Below are 15,666 nucleotides of genomic sequence, written 5' to 3'. Positions count from 1 at the left end.
TCTTTTAATGGAACTATGCTTTCATATGATCTTTGATCAGAAAGTGTATCGACTACATAGATTCGGAAAGGATGGAGTATGGCTGAATTAGGCGAAGAATTACGCCGGGAACGGGTGCGACGTAATTTAACTTTTAAAGATGTAGAACAAGCGCTGCATATTAAAACTACCTATTTAGAGGCTATCGAAGACGGTAATTATGATGTGATTCCCGGACGGGTCTATGTAAAAGGTTTTATACGAAATTACGGGAATTATCTAGATTTAGACGGTGAGCGACTGGTAGCGGCCTATCAAAATCAGGTCGGTGATATAGATACGTTTTCTGTGCGTCCCGTGTCGAGATATAAGGTACAGTCGAAGCCTACACTGGTACAGAGTGAATATGCGGAATATCAGACGACTAAAAAGCGTATGTCATTGGAAACGCGTCAGCGTAAACGACAGCGCTCTATCGTACAGGAACGCATTATCTTAGGCGTGATTCTGCTCTGTATGGCTGTATTTTTACTATGGTTATTTTTATTCTGAACATGGTTGAGGAATAATAGAAAGGCATTTGCGTGATCAATGGATAGATTTTTGGTGACAGAGCCTTCTGAAATGCAGGAACGGGGATGGGCTGAGTTGGATTTTGTCCTCATCAGCGGGGACGCATATGTAGACCATCCGTCTTTTGCTCCGGCGGTCATAGGCCGATACCTGGAGTCTAAAGGTTATCGCGTAGGCATTATAGCTCAACCTGACTGGAATGATGTATCAGCTTTCAAAAAGCTGGGAAAACCGCGTCTGGCATCCCTTGTGACCGCCGGTAATCTGGATTCGATGCTCAATAAATTTACGGCGGCAAAGAAGGTGCGTCGTGAAGATGATTATTCTCCGGGAGGCGAATCGGGACATCGACCTGACAGAGCTACCTTGGTGTATGCGAATCGCATGAAGGAAGCCTTTAATGATGTGCCGCTTATAATCGGTGGTATTGAGGCATCGTTGCGACGTTTTGCCCACTATGACTACTGGTCTGATACGGTGCGTCGGTCCATTCTGGTAGATTCCAAGGCGGATGTGCTTGTGTATGGCATGGGGGAACTACAGATTGCCGAGCTTGCCGATGCATTTGACAAGGGACAGTTCAAAGAATCCTTGCCATTTATACGCGGTATCTGCTATATGTCCAAGGATATTCCTATGCTGGAGTATGTAGAATGTCCTTCGTTTGAATCTGTGAAAGCCGATAAAATGGCTTTTGCCGATGCATTCCGGATTCAATATGATGAACAGGATCCGTTCTACGGACAGACGGTAGTGCAGAAGCATGGAGACCGCTATCTCATTCAGAATACACCGGCTTTACCGTTAACGCAGGAACAAATGGATAGTGTTTATAACCTTCCATACACCCGTAAATGGCATCCTAAATACGATGATAAGGGCGGTGTGCCGGCGTTGAGCGAAGTGCAGTTCAGTCTTGTCAGTCATCGCGGTTGTTTTGGCAGCTGTTCATTCTGTGCCATTACAAATCATCAGGGGCGAATTATTCAGAATCGCAGTCATGAGTCCTTAATCGATGAAGCTCATACGATGATTAACATGGATAACTTCAAGGGCTATATTCATGATGTGGGTGGGCCGACGGCAAATTTCAGACATCTGGCGTGTGATAAACAGGCCGTGTTCGGTGCTTGTAAAGGCCGTACCTGTGCCGCTCCCGAACCTTGTGAAAATTTGAATACCAATCATGATGATTACATTGCGTTGTTGCGTAAACTGCGTAAGCTGAAGGGGGTAAAAAAGGTATTTGTCCGATCCGGACTACGTTATGATTATGTATTGGCGGACAATAATAAGGATTTTGTACGGGAACTTTGCGAGTTTCATGTGAGCGGACAGCTGAAAGTGGCCCCTGAACACGTATCAAAACGCGTGACGACAATGATGGGGAAGGCCGGTAAAGAAGAGTTTTTACTCTTTAAGTCATGGTTTGAAGAAGCTAATCAAAAACTCGGTAAAAAGCAGTATTTAGTTCCTTATTTTATGAGTTCTCATCCGGGATGCTCTCTGGAGGATGCTATTGAATTAGCCGAGTTTTTACGAGATCATCATATGTATCCGGAACAGGTGCAGGATTTTATTCCAACGCCAGGGAGTTTGTCTACGTGTATGTATTATACGGGGATTAACCCTCTTGACGGAAAGCCTGTATATGTGGCGAAAAAAGGTCGGGATAAGGCGAAACAGCGAGCATTAATGCAGTTTAAGAATGTTGAAAACTATGATTTGGTGAAGGAAGCTTTAATCGAAGCCAATCGTCGAGATTTGATAGGATTCGGGCCCAAATGTTTAATACCGCCTAGATCGATTGGACGCAATAATGAACGTCACAGCGGTCAACGCAGCTCCGGAGGACGTTTTAATCATAAGAAGAAATCTAATGTAAAAAAACGTGACGGAGCGACCGGACGGAAGAGTAACAGCTCTGGACAGAATACACGTACAGGAGCTAAACGAAAGAGTAGATAATTTATGTCTTAGGGGAGGCATATATGAAACGATGGATTGCACCGGGGATATTGGCCCTATTTGTGATTGCCATGTTAGGTTATGGTGGATATTACTATCATCAGGAACAACTTGAGCAGGCGAAACAGCCTGTTCGCGGAGAAATTACCGTATATACGGATCTGCCTAACAGTTTAACGAGTTTATTGGCCGAAAAGTATCAGGAAGAACAAAATGTTAAAGTGACGATTCTGCCTCTTACGGAGGAACAAATGGCACAACGTACCGCATCACCCTTAGCGGATACGTCCGGAGATGTGGTGTTGACTTCTGAAGATAATCTTGTTATCGGTACTAATAACGGGAAATATGTACCTATCGTAAATGAACATAGTGATGAGGTCAGAGATAATCTGAAGGATCCTAACGGCTATTGGGTGGGCCTTTGGTATGATCCGGTCGTATTTGTACAAAATGAAAATTTTTACAATGGTATAGGTAAATATATTACCACTTGGGATACATTGGCGAAACAAGGTGACTGGTCCGTGATTATGACGGACTTTGTGGCGTCTCAAAATGCGGCTAATCTGCTTTACAATATGGTTGAGTATAAAGGTGAGCCGGAAACGTTGGCGTATTTATACAGTTTGAAACCTCATGTGGTGCAACATGCTAAATTCTTGTCTACGCCTATCCGATTAACCGCGTTAGGTGAAACAAATATCGGTATCGGTAATCTTTCCGATGCCGCTCAATATGTACATCAGGGCTATCCTATAAAAATTATCTACCCCGTAGACGGTACATCCTACTATGTGACGGGCGGGGCAGTGCTGAAGAATTCCAAGCATAAAAACGATAGTGTTGAATTTATCAATTGGCTATTATCGACAAAAACTGCGAAGTTTATGGTGGCTAATAACTTTACTTATATATTTACGAATCCGGAACTTATCGAGCCGAAGGATTCCCTTGAACATGAACTGGTTTTATGGCCTGTAAATGGCGGTTATACCATGGAAGGTAAAAAGTTGCTATTAAATCATTGGGTCAGTCAGGTTCGATTCCGTAAGGAGTAACAAGTGTAAAAACAGCATGGGAATACAAGACATCTCTGTTAGTATAGTAGTCAACTTTATTTCGTATGGAATAATATAAAACATGATCTGAATATAAAAGGTGGAAAGAATATAGATGAGTAAATTGCTAGGGTATGTCAGCCTAGGTTGTGCTAAAAATTTAGTGGATACAGAGGTAATGTTGGGCCTATTAAAGGATAATGGGTATACAATCACAGAGAATTTGATCGAAGCGGACCTAATCGTTGTCAATACATGTACTTTTATTGAAAAAGCGAAGGTGGAATCTATTAACACGATTCTTGAGGTCGCTCAATACAAGCAGGATGGGGCCTGTAAGGGTCTTATCGTAGCCGGATGTCTCAGTCAACAGTATCAGGATGAACTGTTTCAGGAAATCCCCGAAATTGATGCCCTCATAGGTACCGGTGCATGGGATCAGGTAATGGTGGCCGTTGATGCTATTGAGCATGGCAATCGCAGTTGTATCATGGAAAATATTACTAATATCTATGATGAACGGATGCCTCGTATACAGACGACTCCTCGTTATAGCGCATATGTTAAAATTGCCGAAGGCTGTAACAACGGTTGTACGTTCTGCATTATTCCGAAGGTACGTGGCGCTTTTCGTAGCCGCACGATACAATCCATTAAGACCGAGGTTGAAAGACTGTCCGCCGCAGGGGTTAAGGAAATTGTTCTTATCGCTCAAGATACAACCAGTTATGGTATCGATTTAAACGATGGGAAACCGTTGTTGACGAATCTGCTGAAAGAGTTGACTGCAGTGGACGGTATTGAATGGATTCGTATGCTTTACCTGTATCCGACATTCTTTTCCGATGAACTTCTGGACCTTATTGTTAATGAATCGAAACTTTGTAAGTATGTAGATATTCCGTTACAACATGTGAATAATGATATTCTGAAGCAGATGAACCGTCGTGATGACCGCAGTGATATCGAGCGTTTATTGAAGAAAATCAGAAATGCGCCGACACATATTACATTGCGCACATCTATTATCGTCGGTTTCCCGGGGGAAACGGATGAGCAATTTGAAGAATTGTGCGATTTTGTAAAAGATATCAAGTTTGATAATATGGGCGTGTTTACATATTCCCAGGAAGAAGGAACACCGGCCGGTGCTCGAGAAGATCAAGTGCCGGAGGATATCAAGGAAGAACGATATCATACGCTCATGTCTATTCAGGCGGCTATTTCAGAGGAAAACAATCGAAATCTGGAAGGTACCGTTGATTACGCAATGATTGAGGAAATCGAAGAGAGTGAACAGAACACCTTACTCGCTAAGGGGCGGTTGAAATCGCAGGCTCCCGATGTGGATGGAAATATGTATATCGAGGACTGCGGCGATCAAATAAAACCGGGGGATATCCTCAAGGTGCAGGTGGAACAGGGCTTTGCATATGATGTGGTGGCTACAGTTGTAGAGTAATGATATCTATTGTTAGCAGTATATAAGATTTATTGTTAGTAGAATATATGATATCTTTTTAGTTTGATAGAGATTATAGGAACTCGTGGGCCTTTATAGAAATTATGGAGACTTACAGAAACAACTAGAGCTTTATAGATTCTAATATGGAGTTATATAGGTTTATATTAATTCATATAGACTCATATAGATATTAATTGATCACAGTTCGATAGGTTCGAATGTGGAGGTGATTTCTGATGATTGTAGAGCTTATATCTACAGGCTCAGAGTTATTGCTGGGGGATACGGTGAACACCAATGTATCCTGGTTGGCTCAAGAATTAAATAAATTAGGTTATACTATTGCCTATCAGTCCGTTGTAGGTGATAATCCGAAGCGCATGGCGGAGGTCTTTCAAAATGCCGCACATCGTGCCGATATAGTTATCAGCACGGGCGGATTGGGTCCCACTCAAGGGGATATTACGCGCAATGTCTTGGCAGATTCCATCGGTCGTCCCGTTGTATTCAGTTCGGAAGCGATGGCGGAGGTACAAGATTTTTTTAAGCGGGTGAACCGTGCTATACCCGATGCAAGTCGTCGCGAAGCACAACTGCCGGAAGGGGCCGAGGTTCTTCATAATCCTGTAGGTGTGGCGCCCGGGGTTGTGGTAGAGGATGGAGATACGACTTATTTCTTATTGCCGGGGCCGCCGGGTGAGATGAAAGGCATGTTTCAGGAAAGTGTCATTCCATATTTGGAGCGACGTTTTGGTTCTCAAGGCGTGGTGACATCGTATCGCTATGGCGTATATGATATTCGAGAAATCGATTTGGAAAAGACCTTGATGGACCTTATTCAGAGTCAATCTAATCCGACCATTGCACTACTTATTAAAAAAGGCTATATCGAGGTTCGCATTACCGCAAAAGCGGAAACAATGGAAAAGGCGCAGCTTTTACTCAATCCTTGGGATGCGATTATACGAGAGCGGTTAGGTAATCGTATCGGTCGGAATTTATCGGTATCCATGGAGGAAACTCTAGGCAAAACTTTGCTTGACGAAGAGGCTACAATAAGTACGGCTGAATCCTGTACCGCCGGATTAGTCGGTAAACTATTAACTAATGTGAGCGGTAGCAGTGAATACTATATGGGGGGGATAATCTCCTATAGTAATGATGTAAAGCATCGTGTTTTGGGTGTGCCTGAGGGTATGTTGAATACATATGGCGCGGTCAGTGAAGAAGTGGCAAAGGCTATGGCTGAAGGCGCGCGTTCTGTAGGTCAGACGACATATGCCGTATCCATTACGGGCATTGCAGGCCCCGGTGGCGGCAGTCCCGAAAAGCCAGTAGGTCTTGTATGGTTCGGTATATCCGGCCCGTACGGCACGGTGGCGCATAAGGCGAATTTGATCGGAAATCGTGAAGATATCAGACAAAGTGCGGCAGAGCTCGCATTATATTATGCTTATATTTATATAACAGAAAAGGGGAAATAGAATGGCTGTTGACGGCAGACAAGCAGCGTTGGATAACGCGTTAAAACAAATTGAAAAAGATTTCGGTAAAGGAGCGATTATGCGCCTTGGTGAAGCGGCGGATCGCATGAATGTAGAGGTAATCTCATCCGGTTCCCTAGCCATTGATATCGCGGTCGGCGTAGGAGGATTCCCTCGTGGCCGCGTCATCGAAATTTACGGTCCTGAATCATCCGGTAAAACAACGGTTGCACTGCATGCTGTAGCAGAGGCGCAAAAGCAGGGCGGTATTGCCGCTTTCATCGATGCGGAACATGCGATGGATCCCGTATATGCGCGTAATTTAGGTGTGGATATCAATAATTTGTTGATTTCTCAACCGGATAACGGTGAACAGGCCCTTGAAATCACGGAGGCCCTCGTTCGCAGCGGTGCCGTAGATATCGTCGTTGTTGACTCCGTTGCAGCGTTAGTGCCGAAAGCGGAAATCGACGGTGAGATGGGGGATGCTCACGTAGGCTTGCAGGCTCGTCTGATGAGTAAAGCATTGCGTAAGTTAACCGGTATTATCAGCAAGTCTAAAACGGTTGTTATCTTTATTAACCAGTTGCGTGAAAAGGTTGGCGTCATGTTCGGCAATCCTGAAACGACAACGGGCGGTCGTGCTTTGAAATTCTATTCCTCCGTGCGTTTAGATGTGCGTAAGGGCGAGCTTATTAAAGCAAATAATGAAAATGTAGGGGCTCGTACAAAGGTTAAGGTTGTTAAAAATAAAGTAGCCCCTCCATTCAAAACGGCTGAATTTGATTTGATGTACGGTGAAGGCATCTCCAAGACGGGAACGCTTATCGATATCGGTACGAACATGGAAATCATCAATAAATCCGGTGCATGGTATTCCTATAACGGCGAACGCATGGGTCAAGGCAAGGAAGCGGCAAAACAATATTTGGCTGATAATCCTCAAATTGCTGATGAAATCGATCGTATCATCCGCGATACCTTAGCCGTTGGTACGGAGGAACTCGATGTAATCGGTGAAGATACGACCGAAGAAGTATAACCGTTATGAGTGATGAAACATTACAGGCCGCCATGGATCAGGCTTACCGATTTTTAGCACAGCGATTTTTGAGTTCTTATGAACTGACTCAAAAGATGCGACGCAAACAAATCTCGGATGATGTCATCGAATGTGTGTTAGAGCGTCTGCAATATTATGATTATATTAACGATGAACGCTTGTCGGAACAGGTGTTGACGTATTTGATGAAAGAAGAAAAATACGGTGTTCATATGATTAAGCAGAAGATGAAACTTCGTGGGCTTGATATACCGCAGGATATAGCATCTTATGATGAGGTAAAGGCGGCCTATCGTGTAGTGGAGAAAAAATTCGGTTCTGTTTTAAAAGAGGATGTTACACCTCGGGTAAAAGTTTTTAATTTTCTCAAATACAGGGGGTTTGCAACACATACGATTCGTATTGTATGTGATGATTTTTATGACTGAAAAGGGCTTTTACAGACGTCCGTCCGAGCCTGTTAAACCTTGACAGAATGGGCATTCAAGTCTAAAATTAATATAGCCTTATTTGTATTATTTATGGTAAGGTTTATAGACAATTTAATGCATAAACGGCATAAAAGGAGCATGAAAGCTCAAGTATTGAGAATTTAGGAGGTGAGTCTGATTTTAGAGTATAGTCTGATTGCAGTGGTGATGGTACTGATTGGACTAGGGGTAGGCTATTTTTTACGTAAAAATATTGCTGAAGGAAAACTGAATCAAGCTGAACAAGAGGCTGAGCGCATCATTGCAAACGGTGTGCGTACAGCAGAGTCTAAAAAGAAGGAAGCTTTATTAGAAGCGAAGGAAGAAATTCATAAGCTCCGTTCCGACGTGGAACGAGAAAATAAAGACCGTCGTTCCGAATTACAGCGTATGGAACGTCGTATTCTTCAAAAAGAAGAATCTTTGGATAAAAAATTAGACAACATTGAACACAAAGAGGAAGCTTTACATCGCAAAGAAGCTGACTTAGCCCACAGTCGTGAAAAGGTCGAAGCTCTATATGAGAAACAAATGGCGGAATTGGAACGCATTTCCGGCATGACCTTTGAAGAGGCAAAGAATATCTTGTTAACTAATGTGGAACAGGAAATTCGTCATGAAACGGCTATTATGGTTAAGGAAATGGAACAGCAAGCTAAGGATGACGCGGAGAAAAAGGCGAAAGAAATTATCTCCTCCGCAATCCAACGTTGTGCTGCTGACCATGTAGCGGAAACTACCGTATCCGTAGTGGCATTGCCGAATGATGAAATGAAGGGACGTATTATCGGTCGTGAAGGTCGTAATATTCGCGCTCTTGAAACATTAACCGGTATTGATTTGATTATCGATGATACTCCGGAAGCAGTTATTTTATCCGGTTTCGATCCTATTCGTCGCGAAGTGGCTCGTATAGCATTGGAAAAATTGATTGTCGATGGTCGTATTCATCCGGCTCGTATTGAAGAAATGGTTGGTAAGGCTCGTAAAGAGGTGGACCAAACCATTAAAGAAGCCGGCGAACAGGCAACTTTTGAGGCTGATGTTCATGGCTTACATCCTGAGATCGTTAAGATTTTGGGTCGATTGAAATACCGTACCAGCTACGGTCAAAATGTATTGAAACATTCTATTGAGGTCTCTCATTTGGCAGGGTTGATGGCAGCTGAACTGGGCTGTGATGTGACACTGGCTAAACGAGGTGGCTTAATCCATGATATTGGTAAAGCTTTGGATCGGGAGCTTGAAGGTTCTCATGTTCAAATCGGTGTCGATGTGGCACGTAAATATCGTGAAAGCGCAGCAGTTGTTAACTGTATCGGGGCTCATCATGGTGATGAAGAGTTCCAAACTGTAGAGGCTGTATTGGTAGCCGCTGCAGATGCAATCTCCGCAGCTCGTCCTGGAGCACGCAGAGAAACATTAGAAAACTATTTGAAACGTTTATCTAAATTGGAAGAAATCGCAGAATCCTTCGAAGGCGTTGAAAAATGTTTTGCTATTCAAGCCGGTCGAGAGATTCGCGTTGTAGTAAAGCCGGATAAGATTGATGAAGCCGATTCAACATTACTTGTTCGGAATATTGTAAAACGCATCGAGTCTGAACTTGAATATCCCGGCCAAATTAAGGTTGTGGTTATTCGTGAAACTCGTGTTGTGGATTACGCAAAATAATAGGCGCTTCGGCGTTATAGATAGGCTGCAATGTTCGCATTGCAGCCTATTATTATCCTTATGGATATTGTCGATAATAAATAATTGTTACAATTAATATGGAAAGAAAAGAGGAATTTTCCTCTTTATATAGAATATATTATATATGGGTCCAAAGGAGGTTTGGTTATGAGTCGGTATTTTGAAAATGAATTAATTGAGCAGATAAAAGATGCCAATGACATTGTATCGGTCATATCCGAACATGTGGCCTTAAAGAAGCGGGGCAAGAACTATTGGGGTTGCTGCCCCTTTCATAATGAAAAGACGCCTTCCTTTAGTGTAGCTCCGGATAAGGGGTTTTATTATTGTTTTGGCTGCCACGCATCGGGCAATGCCATTAAATTCCTTATGGAGCTCGATCATCTTACCTTTGTGGAGGCGTTGGAGCGATTAGCGAATCGGGCGAATATTCCCTTGCCGGAGGCAAAATTGTCACCGGAACAGCGGGCCCGTGATGAAAGGCGTAAGAAATTATATGAAGCTTGTGATTTAGCGGCTACGTTTTTTCACAATTGTTTGACCCAGACCTCTATGGGAAAGCCGGGGCTTGATTATCTAAAAAGGCGGGGGCTTACAAAGGAAACGATAGAAAAATTTAAGCTCGGCTTTGCACCTGATGGATGGGATAAACTGTATCATGCTTTTCATGAGCGAGGTATAGAGGATTCGATTCTGCTGGAGTTGAATTTGGTTCGGAAGAATCAAAAGGGTCAGTTTTACGACTTCTTCAGAAATAGAGTCATGTTTCCGATTATGGACGGAAAAGGTCGTGTAGTCGCCTTTGGGGGTCGTGTTATGGATGACAGCACTCCGAAGTATTTAAACTCTCCCGAATCCCCAATCTTTGAGAAGGGAAAAATCCTGTTCGCTTTTGATAAAGCCTATAAATCGATCCGTCAGGAAAAGCAGGCTATTCTTGTAGAAGGGTATATGGATGTTATTTCCGCTCATAATCAGGGGGTGACGAATGTGGTGGCCTCTTTAGGTACCGCATATACCAAGGATCACGGACATATCCTGATGCGTCAGGCCGATGAAATCGTCCTCGCCTATGATATGGACGGGGCCGGGCGTCAGGCGGCGTCACGGGCGATTGAATTATTGCAGAATACGGATTTTAAGGTACGTGTTCTCGCCATGCCGGATGGGAAAGATCCGGACGATTATGTGCGAAATCACGGGGCGAAAGCCTTTAAAGAGCTTATTGCTCAGGCGGTAAAGCCTCTCGACTATCTTTTAAGTGAATCGCTAATCAAGCATGATACGAATGATACGGAAGGTAAGCAGGCGGTATTGGCGGACGTATTTCCGTATATCGCGAATATCCACAGTCAGACGCAGCGCGATGATGCGCTCAAGGCGTTGGCTTTGCCGTTGTGGCTTGATAATAGCAGTATCTTCAGATATTTTAGAGATTACGTAAAAAAGGGACAGATTGAACTTGTCGATATGGCTTCTGTATTATTGCCTACCAAGGAATTGGTGAAAGGCGATGAAGAGCGGTTACTATCATTAGCTTTTACGGATGGAGACGTCTTACAAGAAGTGATGAACTATCTGCCTCTGGAAGACTTTCAAAAAAATGAATATCGAGTTATAATAGAAAAGATTTACACCTTATTTATGAAAGAGCATCGTTTAGATGAATCGAGCATTCAAAGTGTTTTGACGGCGCAGGAGTATGATATATATTCAAGATTGTTAGTGATGTGTGATGATGACGATAAGGTGCAAGTGCCCGGATTAATCCGTAAGATTAGGCTTCATTCGTTGCGTGAACAGTATAAAACGCATTCAATTATGGCGGATCAATTAAAACGGGCAGGAGATTCGACGTTTATTAGCGAATTACATAAGTGTCAGGATATACAGAATTTGATCAGAGAATGGTCCAAGTAAGTCAATAAATTATAAAGGAGAGCGCTGTGGCTAAGAAAGTACAAAAAAGTCAAATTGAGGAGATTGTGGAACAACTTCTTGAAAAAGGCCGAAAGACCGGTGTGTTGACACAATCAGAGATTTCAGATGCTCTTCACGAGCAATCGGATCTCACTGCAGAACAATTAGATGACATTTATACTACTCTGGGTAAGCTTAATATTGATATCGTATCCGATGTGGATGCGGACGATGATCATGAAGATGATAATCCGATTGAGCCGGATGATGGTGAAGATGATGAGGAAAACGGTGCGAGTGAAAAACATATTTCCATCGATCTCAGCGTGGATTCCGGTGTAAATATCGATGATCCGGTGCGTATGTACCTCAAGGAAATCGGGCGTGTTCCATTGTTATCGGCCGACGAAGAAATCGTGTTGGCGAAGCAGATTGAAGCCGGTGCCGAGGAAGATGCTACCTATAAGGAAATTCAACTCAGTAAAAAGGCTAAGAAGAAGTTGGTTGATGCGAACTTGCGTCTCGTTGTGAGTATCGCGAAACGTTATGTGGGTCGAGGCATGTTGTTCTTGGATTTGATTCAGGAAGGTAATCTCGGTCTTATTAAAGCGGTGGATAAATTTGATTATACGAAGGGGTATAAGTTCTCCACCTATGCTACATGGTGGATTCGTCAAGCCATTACGCGTGCCATTGCGGATCAGGCTCGCACCATTCGTATTCCGGTGCATATGGTGGAAACCATCAATAAATTGATTCGTATCTCCAGACAATTACTCCAGGATAAGGGCCGTGAGCCGTTGCCTGAGGAAATTGCGGAAGGCATGGGCATTACCGTAGAGCGCGTGCGTGAAATTCAGAAGATTGCACAGGAACCGGTATCGTTGGAAACGCCGATCGGTGAAGAGGAAGACTCCCATTTGGGGGACTTCATCGAGGATCAGGATGCGATCGCTCCGGATGATGCGGCAAGCTACATTTTGTTGCAGGAGCAGATAGAAGACGTATTCACATGCTTAACGGATCGGGAACAGCAGGTGTTGATTCTGCGTTTCGGGTTGAAGGATGGTAAACCTCGGACTCTTGAAGAAGTGGGACAACATTTCAATGTTACGAGAGAACGTATTCGTCAGATTGAAGGCAAGGCCTTAACGAAGTTACGAAACCGCGGAAAACGCGATAAGATTAAAGACTTCTTATAAGAACAAAATAGAGTCTCTCTCAAGCCTTTTGTGGAGTTGTTTGAGAGGGACTCTATTTTTCGTGTTATAATAAATGTGATTTATATGTGTAGACTAAAGGAGTTTCGATGTTTACAGTTTGCAAGCGTTTAGAGGTGAGCGCATCTCATCAGTTAAAACTGGATTATCCCAGCAAGTGTCAGCAGTTGCATGGACATAACTGGATTATTACCGTATATGCCCGTTCAGAAGAACTCGATCATAACGGTATGGTCATAGACTTTACGATTATAAAGGAAAAGATTCACGGACGTCTGGACCATCATCATATTAATGATATGCTGGGAGATATCAATTCCACTGCGGAAAATATGGCGAAGTGGATTGCCGATGAATTGGGATCGAAATGTTTCAAGGTAGAGGTACAGGAATCGGAAGGAAATGTTGCGATTTATGAACGTGATTGAAATTTTTTCCTCTATCGACGGCGAAGGCAGTCGTCAAGGTTTCTTAACGACGTTTCTGCGGTTGTATGACTGTAATATTCGCTGCTCCTATTGCGATACAAAGTATAGCTATGGACCGGACAGTGTGTATAAAGAGATGTTCGTTCAAGAGGTAGCCGATACCATTGAAAGTTTAGGTAATCATCGCATCACCATTACCGGTGGCGAGCCTTTACTGCAGGAACGAGAAGTTATTGCGCTTATTGATGAGCTGACACGTCGCAGTGAATCTTCCGAATCTTGTGTATCAGAGCGTGAGGATGAAATTTATTCACATGATACGATGCCATATGATTTCAATATCGAGACGAACGGTACTATCGTACCGAGCTTTCAAAGGGATAATGTATGGTTCACCTATGATTACAAGACACCGTCGTCTTTGGCGGAGAAGTCTATGAATCTCGATATATTCAAGGCGGCTACCGAGCGGGATCTCATCAAATTTGTGGTCGGTACCCCTGAAGACTTGGATTGTATGCGTCATATCCTCGCAGCACATATGACAGAGGCGCATATTTATGTGTCGCCCGTCTGGGGACAAATTGAGGCGACCTCGATTATTGAATATATGAAAGCGCATAATTTACAGAATGTGAGATTTCAGCTGCAAATTCACAAGTTCATCTGGGATCCTGATGCGAAGGGGGTGTAGTATGGACACGGAAAAAATCGAATCACTAGTGTATCAGCTCTTGGAAGCGTTAGGGGAAGATCCCGATCGTGCGGGGCTGGTAGAAACGCCGAAGCGCGTTGCTCAGATGATGGCGGAGGTATATGAAGGGATTCGGTATACCAACGCGGAAATTGCCGAAATGTATGGAAAAACCTTTCCCGTAGATACTGATCAGATGGTGGTCGTTAAGAATATTACGTGTTTCTCTCACTGCGAACACCATATGGCGCTCATGTATGATATGAGCATCAGCATCGGATATATTCCGAAAGGCCGCGTTATCGGTTTATCCAAGGTGCCGCGCATTGCGGAAATGTGCTGTAAACGATTACAGTTGCAGGAAAAAATCGGAGAGGATATCGCCGAGGTCATCTCTATGGCGACGGGGTCCGAGGACGTCATCGTTCATATTACGTCATCGCATAGTTGTATGAGTGCCCGCGGTATTAAATCGACGGACAGTAAAACGACGACATTGGCTACGAAGGGCGTATTTAATGAGGACGGTATGATTCAACGATTTATGCTGATTAAAGAGTCCTGATTAAGTCCGCTTGACGGATACTTATGGGATTCGGTATAATTAATGAGCTAGAAATTAACTGTGGGCCTATAGCTCAGGGGTAGAGCAACCGGCTCATAACCGGTCGGTCCCTGGTTCGATCCCAGGTGGGCCCACCACTTATGACATGTACCGTCCTTGAGACTTCAAGGGCGGTTATTTTTATATATGAACATAATTTATATATTTGATCTATATATGATGATGTTAAAATAGCGCGACGTATTTGAATCATACAGTGTATTTAAAATACAAGTTTTATAGATTTGAACTGGTAGAGTTGTTATTTACTGATAATAAGGAAAATATATGGAACCTAGACCAATGATGGATCGTTTGGAAGCGGTGTTTTCCATCGTTCCGAAGGCACGAGCTATAGCTGATATCGGAACTGATCACGGTTATTTGGCGGTGGAGCTGATTAACCGTAATCGGGCGGACTTTGTCATTGCCGGAGATGTTCATAAGGGGCCTCTTGCTTCGGCCAGGGCTTATGTAGAGTCGTGTAATCTGCAAGAGCGTATCGACTGTCGTCTGGGCGATGGCCTGAAAGTCACGAAACGAGGCGAATTGACGGGGGCCATCTGTTGCGGTATGGGAGGCTTTCTGATTCGGGATATCGTGGATGCGGGGCCGGAGCCGTTGGAGTTTTATGTGCTGCAGCCGCAAAACGGTCAAAAAGAATTGCGCCAATATATGGTGCAAAAGGGATATATAATCGTTCTTGAAGTCATCGTAGAGGATAACGGCAAATTATATACGGCGTTTTTAGCCGTTCGCGATGATTGTGTCGAGTCCTATACAGGTATAGCCGAGTATCCAGATATATATGCTGAGCTTTCAGAGCATTCTCTGCTGTGGTCCATCGGAGCGCTGCTTGAACAAGAGCGTCCACCGCTATGGAATACATATATAGAATATCTGATATATCAGCGCCAATGTGCGTTGAACGGAATGACGGATGCGTTGAGTCATACGGATAAATATAAAGAACTCGCTGGGGAAATCGCGTACTTAAGGACATTGTTGTAAATAGTTTGGAATTTCTGTACAGCTCAATTAA

General features: G+C 43.6%; 14 protein-coding genes and 1 tRNA gene. All 15 read left to right on the top strand.

Annotated features, from left to right (window positions below):
• Positions 1–78: 78 nt before the first annotated feature.
• The 15 genes from VEHSUH05_RS08415 to VEHSUH05_RS08345 all read left to right on the top strand — a co-directional run bounded on the left by VEHSUH05_RS08415 (position 79) and on the right by VEHSUH05_RS08345 (position 15,635).
• Positions 79–531 carry a helix-turn-helix domain-containing protein gene (locus tag VEHSUH05_RS08415; RefSeq protein WP_054673734.1) on the top strand — a complete coding sequence of 151 codons (453 nt, stop codon included), beginning with the start codon at positions 79–81 and terminating at the stop codon, positions 529–531.
• A 39-nt stretch (positions 532–570) separates the two neighbouring features.
• Positions 571–2,520: a YgiQ family radical SAM protein gene (locus VEHSUH05_RS08410; RefSeq protein WP_105091299.1), complete on the top strand. Its 1,950-nt coding sequence runs from the start codon at positions 571–573 to the stop codon at positions 2,518–2,520.
• A 23-nt stretch (positions 2,521–2,543) separates the two neighbouring features.
• Complete coding sequence (locus tag VEHSUH05_RS08405) at positions 2,544–3,581, top strand: ABC transporter substrate-binding protein (RefSeq protein WP_105091298.1); 1,038 nt, start codon at positions 2,544–2,546, stop codon at positions 3,579–3,581.
• Between the two features lie 115 nt (positions 3,582–3,696).
• A complete protein-coding gene (rimO, locus tag VEHSUH05_RS08400; RefSeq protein ID WP_105091297.1) occupies positions 3,697–5,043 on the top strand; it encodes a 30S ribosomal protein S12 methylthiotransferase RimO in 1,347 nt (448 codons plus the stop codon).
• Between the two features lie 239 nt (positions 5,044–5,282).
• Entirely contained in the window at positions 5,283–6,530 is a 1,248-nt protein-coding gene (locus VEHSUH05_RS08395) for a competence/damage-inducible protein A (RefSeq protein ID WP_105091296.1), read from the top strand.
• A gap of 1 nt (position 6,531) precedes the next feature.
• A complete protein-coding gene (gene recA / locus VEHSUH05_RS08390; RefSeq protein WP_095066200.1) occupies positions 6,532–7,572 on the top strand; it encodes a recombinase RecA in 1,041 nt (346 codons plus the stop codon).
• A gap of 5 nt (positions 7,573–7,577) precedes the next feature.
• The gene (locus VEHSUH05_RS08385) at positions 7,578–8,021 is read left to right on the top strand and encodes a regulatory protein RecX (RefSeq protein ID WP_105091295.1); all 444 of its coding nucleotides are present in this window, start codon (positions 7,578–7,580) and stop codon (positions 8,019–8,021) included.
• Between the two features lie 171 nt (positions 8,022–8,192).
• A complete protein-coding gene (gene rny / locus VEHSUH05_RS08380) occupies positions 8,193–9,737 on the top strand; it encodes a ribonuclease Y (RefSeq protein WP_281252031.1) in 1,545 nt (514 codons plus the stop codon).
• A gap of 168 nt (positions 9,738–9,905) precedes the next feature.
• Positions 9,906–11,678, top strand: coding sequence for a DNA primase (gene dnaG, locus VEHSUH05_RS08375; RefSeq protein ID WP_105091294.1), 1,773 nt, complete (start codon positions 9,906–9,908; stop codon positions 11,676–11,678).
• Positions 11,679–11,704: 26 nt separating this feature from the next.
• Positions 11,705–12,880, top strand: a complete 1,176-nt coding sequence (gene rpoD, locus VEHSUH05_RS08370) for an RNA polymerase sigma factor RpoD (protein WP_038115614.1) — start codon at positions 11,705–11,707, stop codon at positions 12,878–12,880.
• A 107-nt stretch (positions 12,881–12,987) separates the two neighbouring features.
• A complete protein-coding gene (locus tag VEHSUH05_RS08365; RefSeq protein WP_054673729.1) occupies positions 12,988–13,326 on the top strand; it encodes a 6-pyruvoyl trahydropterin synthase family protein in 339 nt (112 codons plus the stop codon).
• A complete protein-coding gene (locus VEHSUH05_RS08360) occupies positions 13,313–14,020 on the top strand; it encodes a radical SAM protein (RefSeq protein WP_245875953.1) in 708 nt (235 codons plus the stop codon). The genes VEHSUH05_RS08365 and VEHSUH05_RS08360 overlap by 14 nt, the downstream gene beginning before the upstream one ends.
• 1 nt (position 14,021) lies before the next feature.
• Positions 14,022–14,585 (top strand): GTP cyclohydrolase I, encoded by a 564-nt coding sequence (folE, locus tag VEHSUH05_RS08355; RefSeq protein ID WP_105091292.1) that lies wholly within the window; start codon positions 14,022–14,024, stop codon positions 14,583–14,585.
• A gap of 62 nt (positions 14,586–14,647) precedes the next feature.
• Positions 14,648–14,722 (top strand) — tRNA-Ile (locus tag VEHSUH05_RS08350).
• A 190-nt stretch (positions 14,723–14,912) separates the two neighbouring features.
• Complete coding sequence (locus tag VEHSUH05_RS08345) at positions 14,913–15,635, top strand: tRNA (adenine(22)-N(1))-methyltransferase (protein ID WP_105091291.1); 723 nt, start codon at positions 14,913–14,915, stop codon at positions 15,633–15,635.
• The last annotated feature ends 31 nt before the right edge of the window (positions 15,636–15,666 follow it).

It is taken from the genome of Veillonella denticariosi JCM 15641 (assembly GCF_002959855.1).
GTDB lineage: Bacteria > Bacillota > Negativicutes > Veillonellales > Veillonellaceae > Veillonella > Veillonella denticariosi.
The sequence above is the reverse complement of the archived record's forward strand: the minus strand, read 5'-3'. Positions and strand labels throughout refer to the sequence as shown.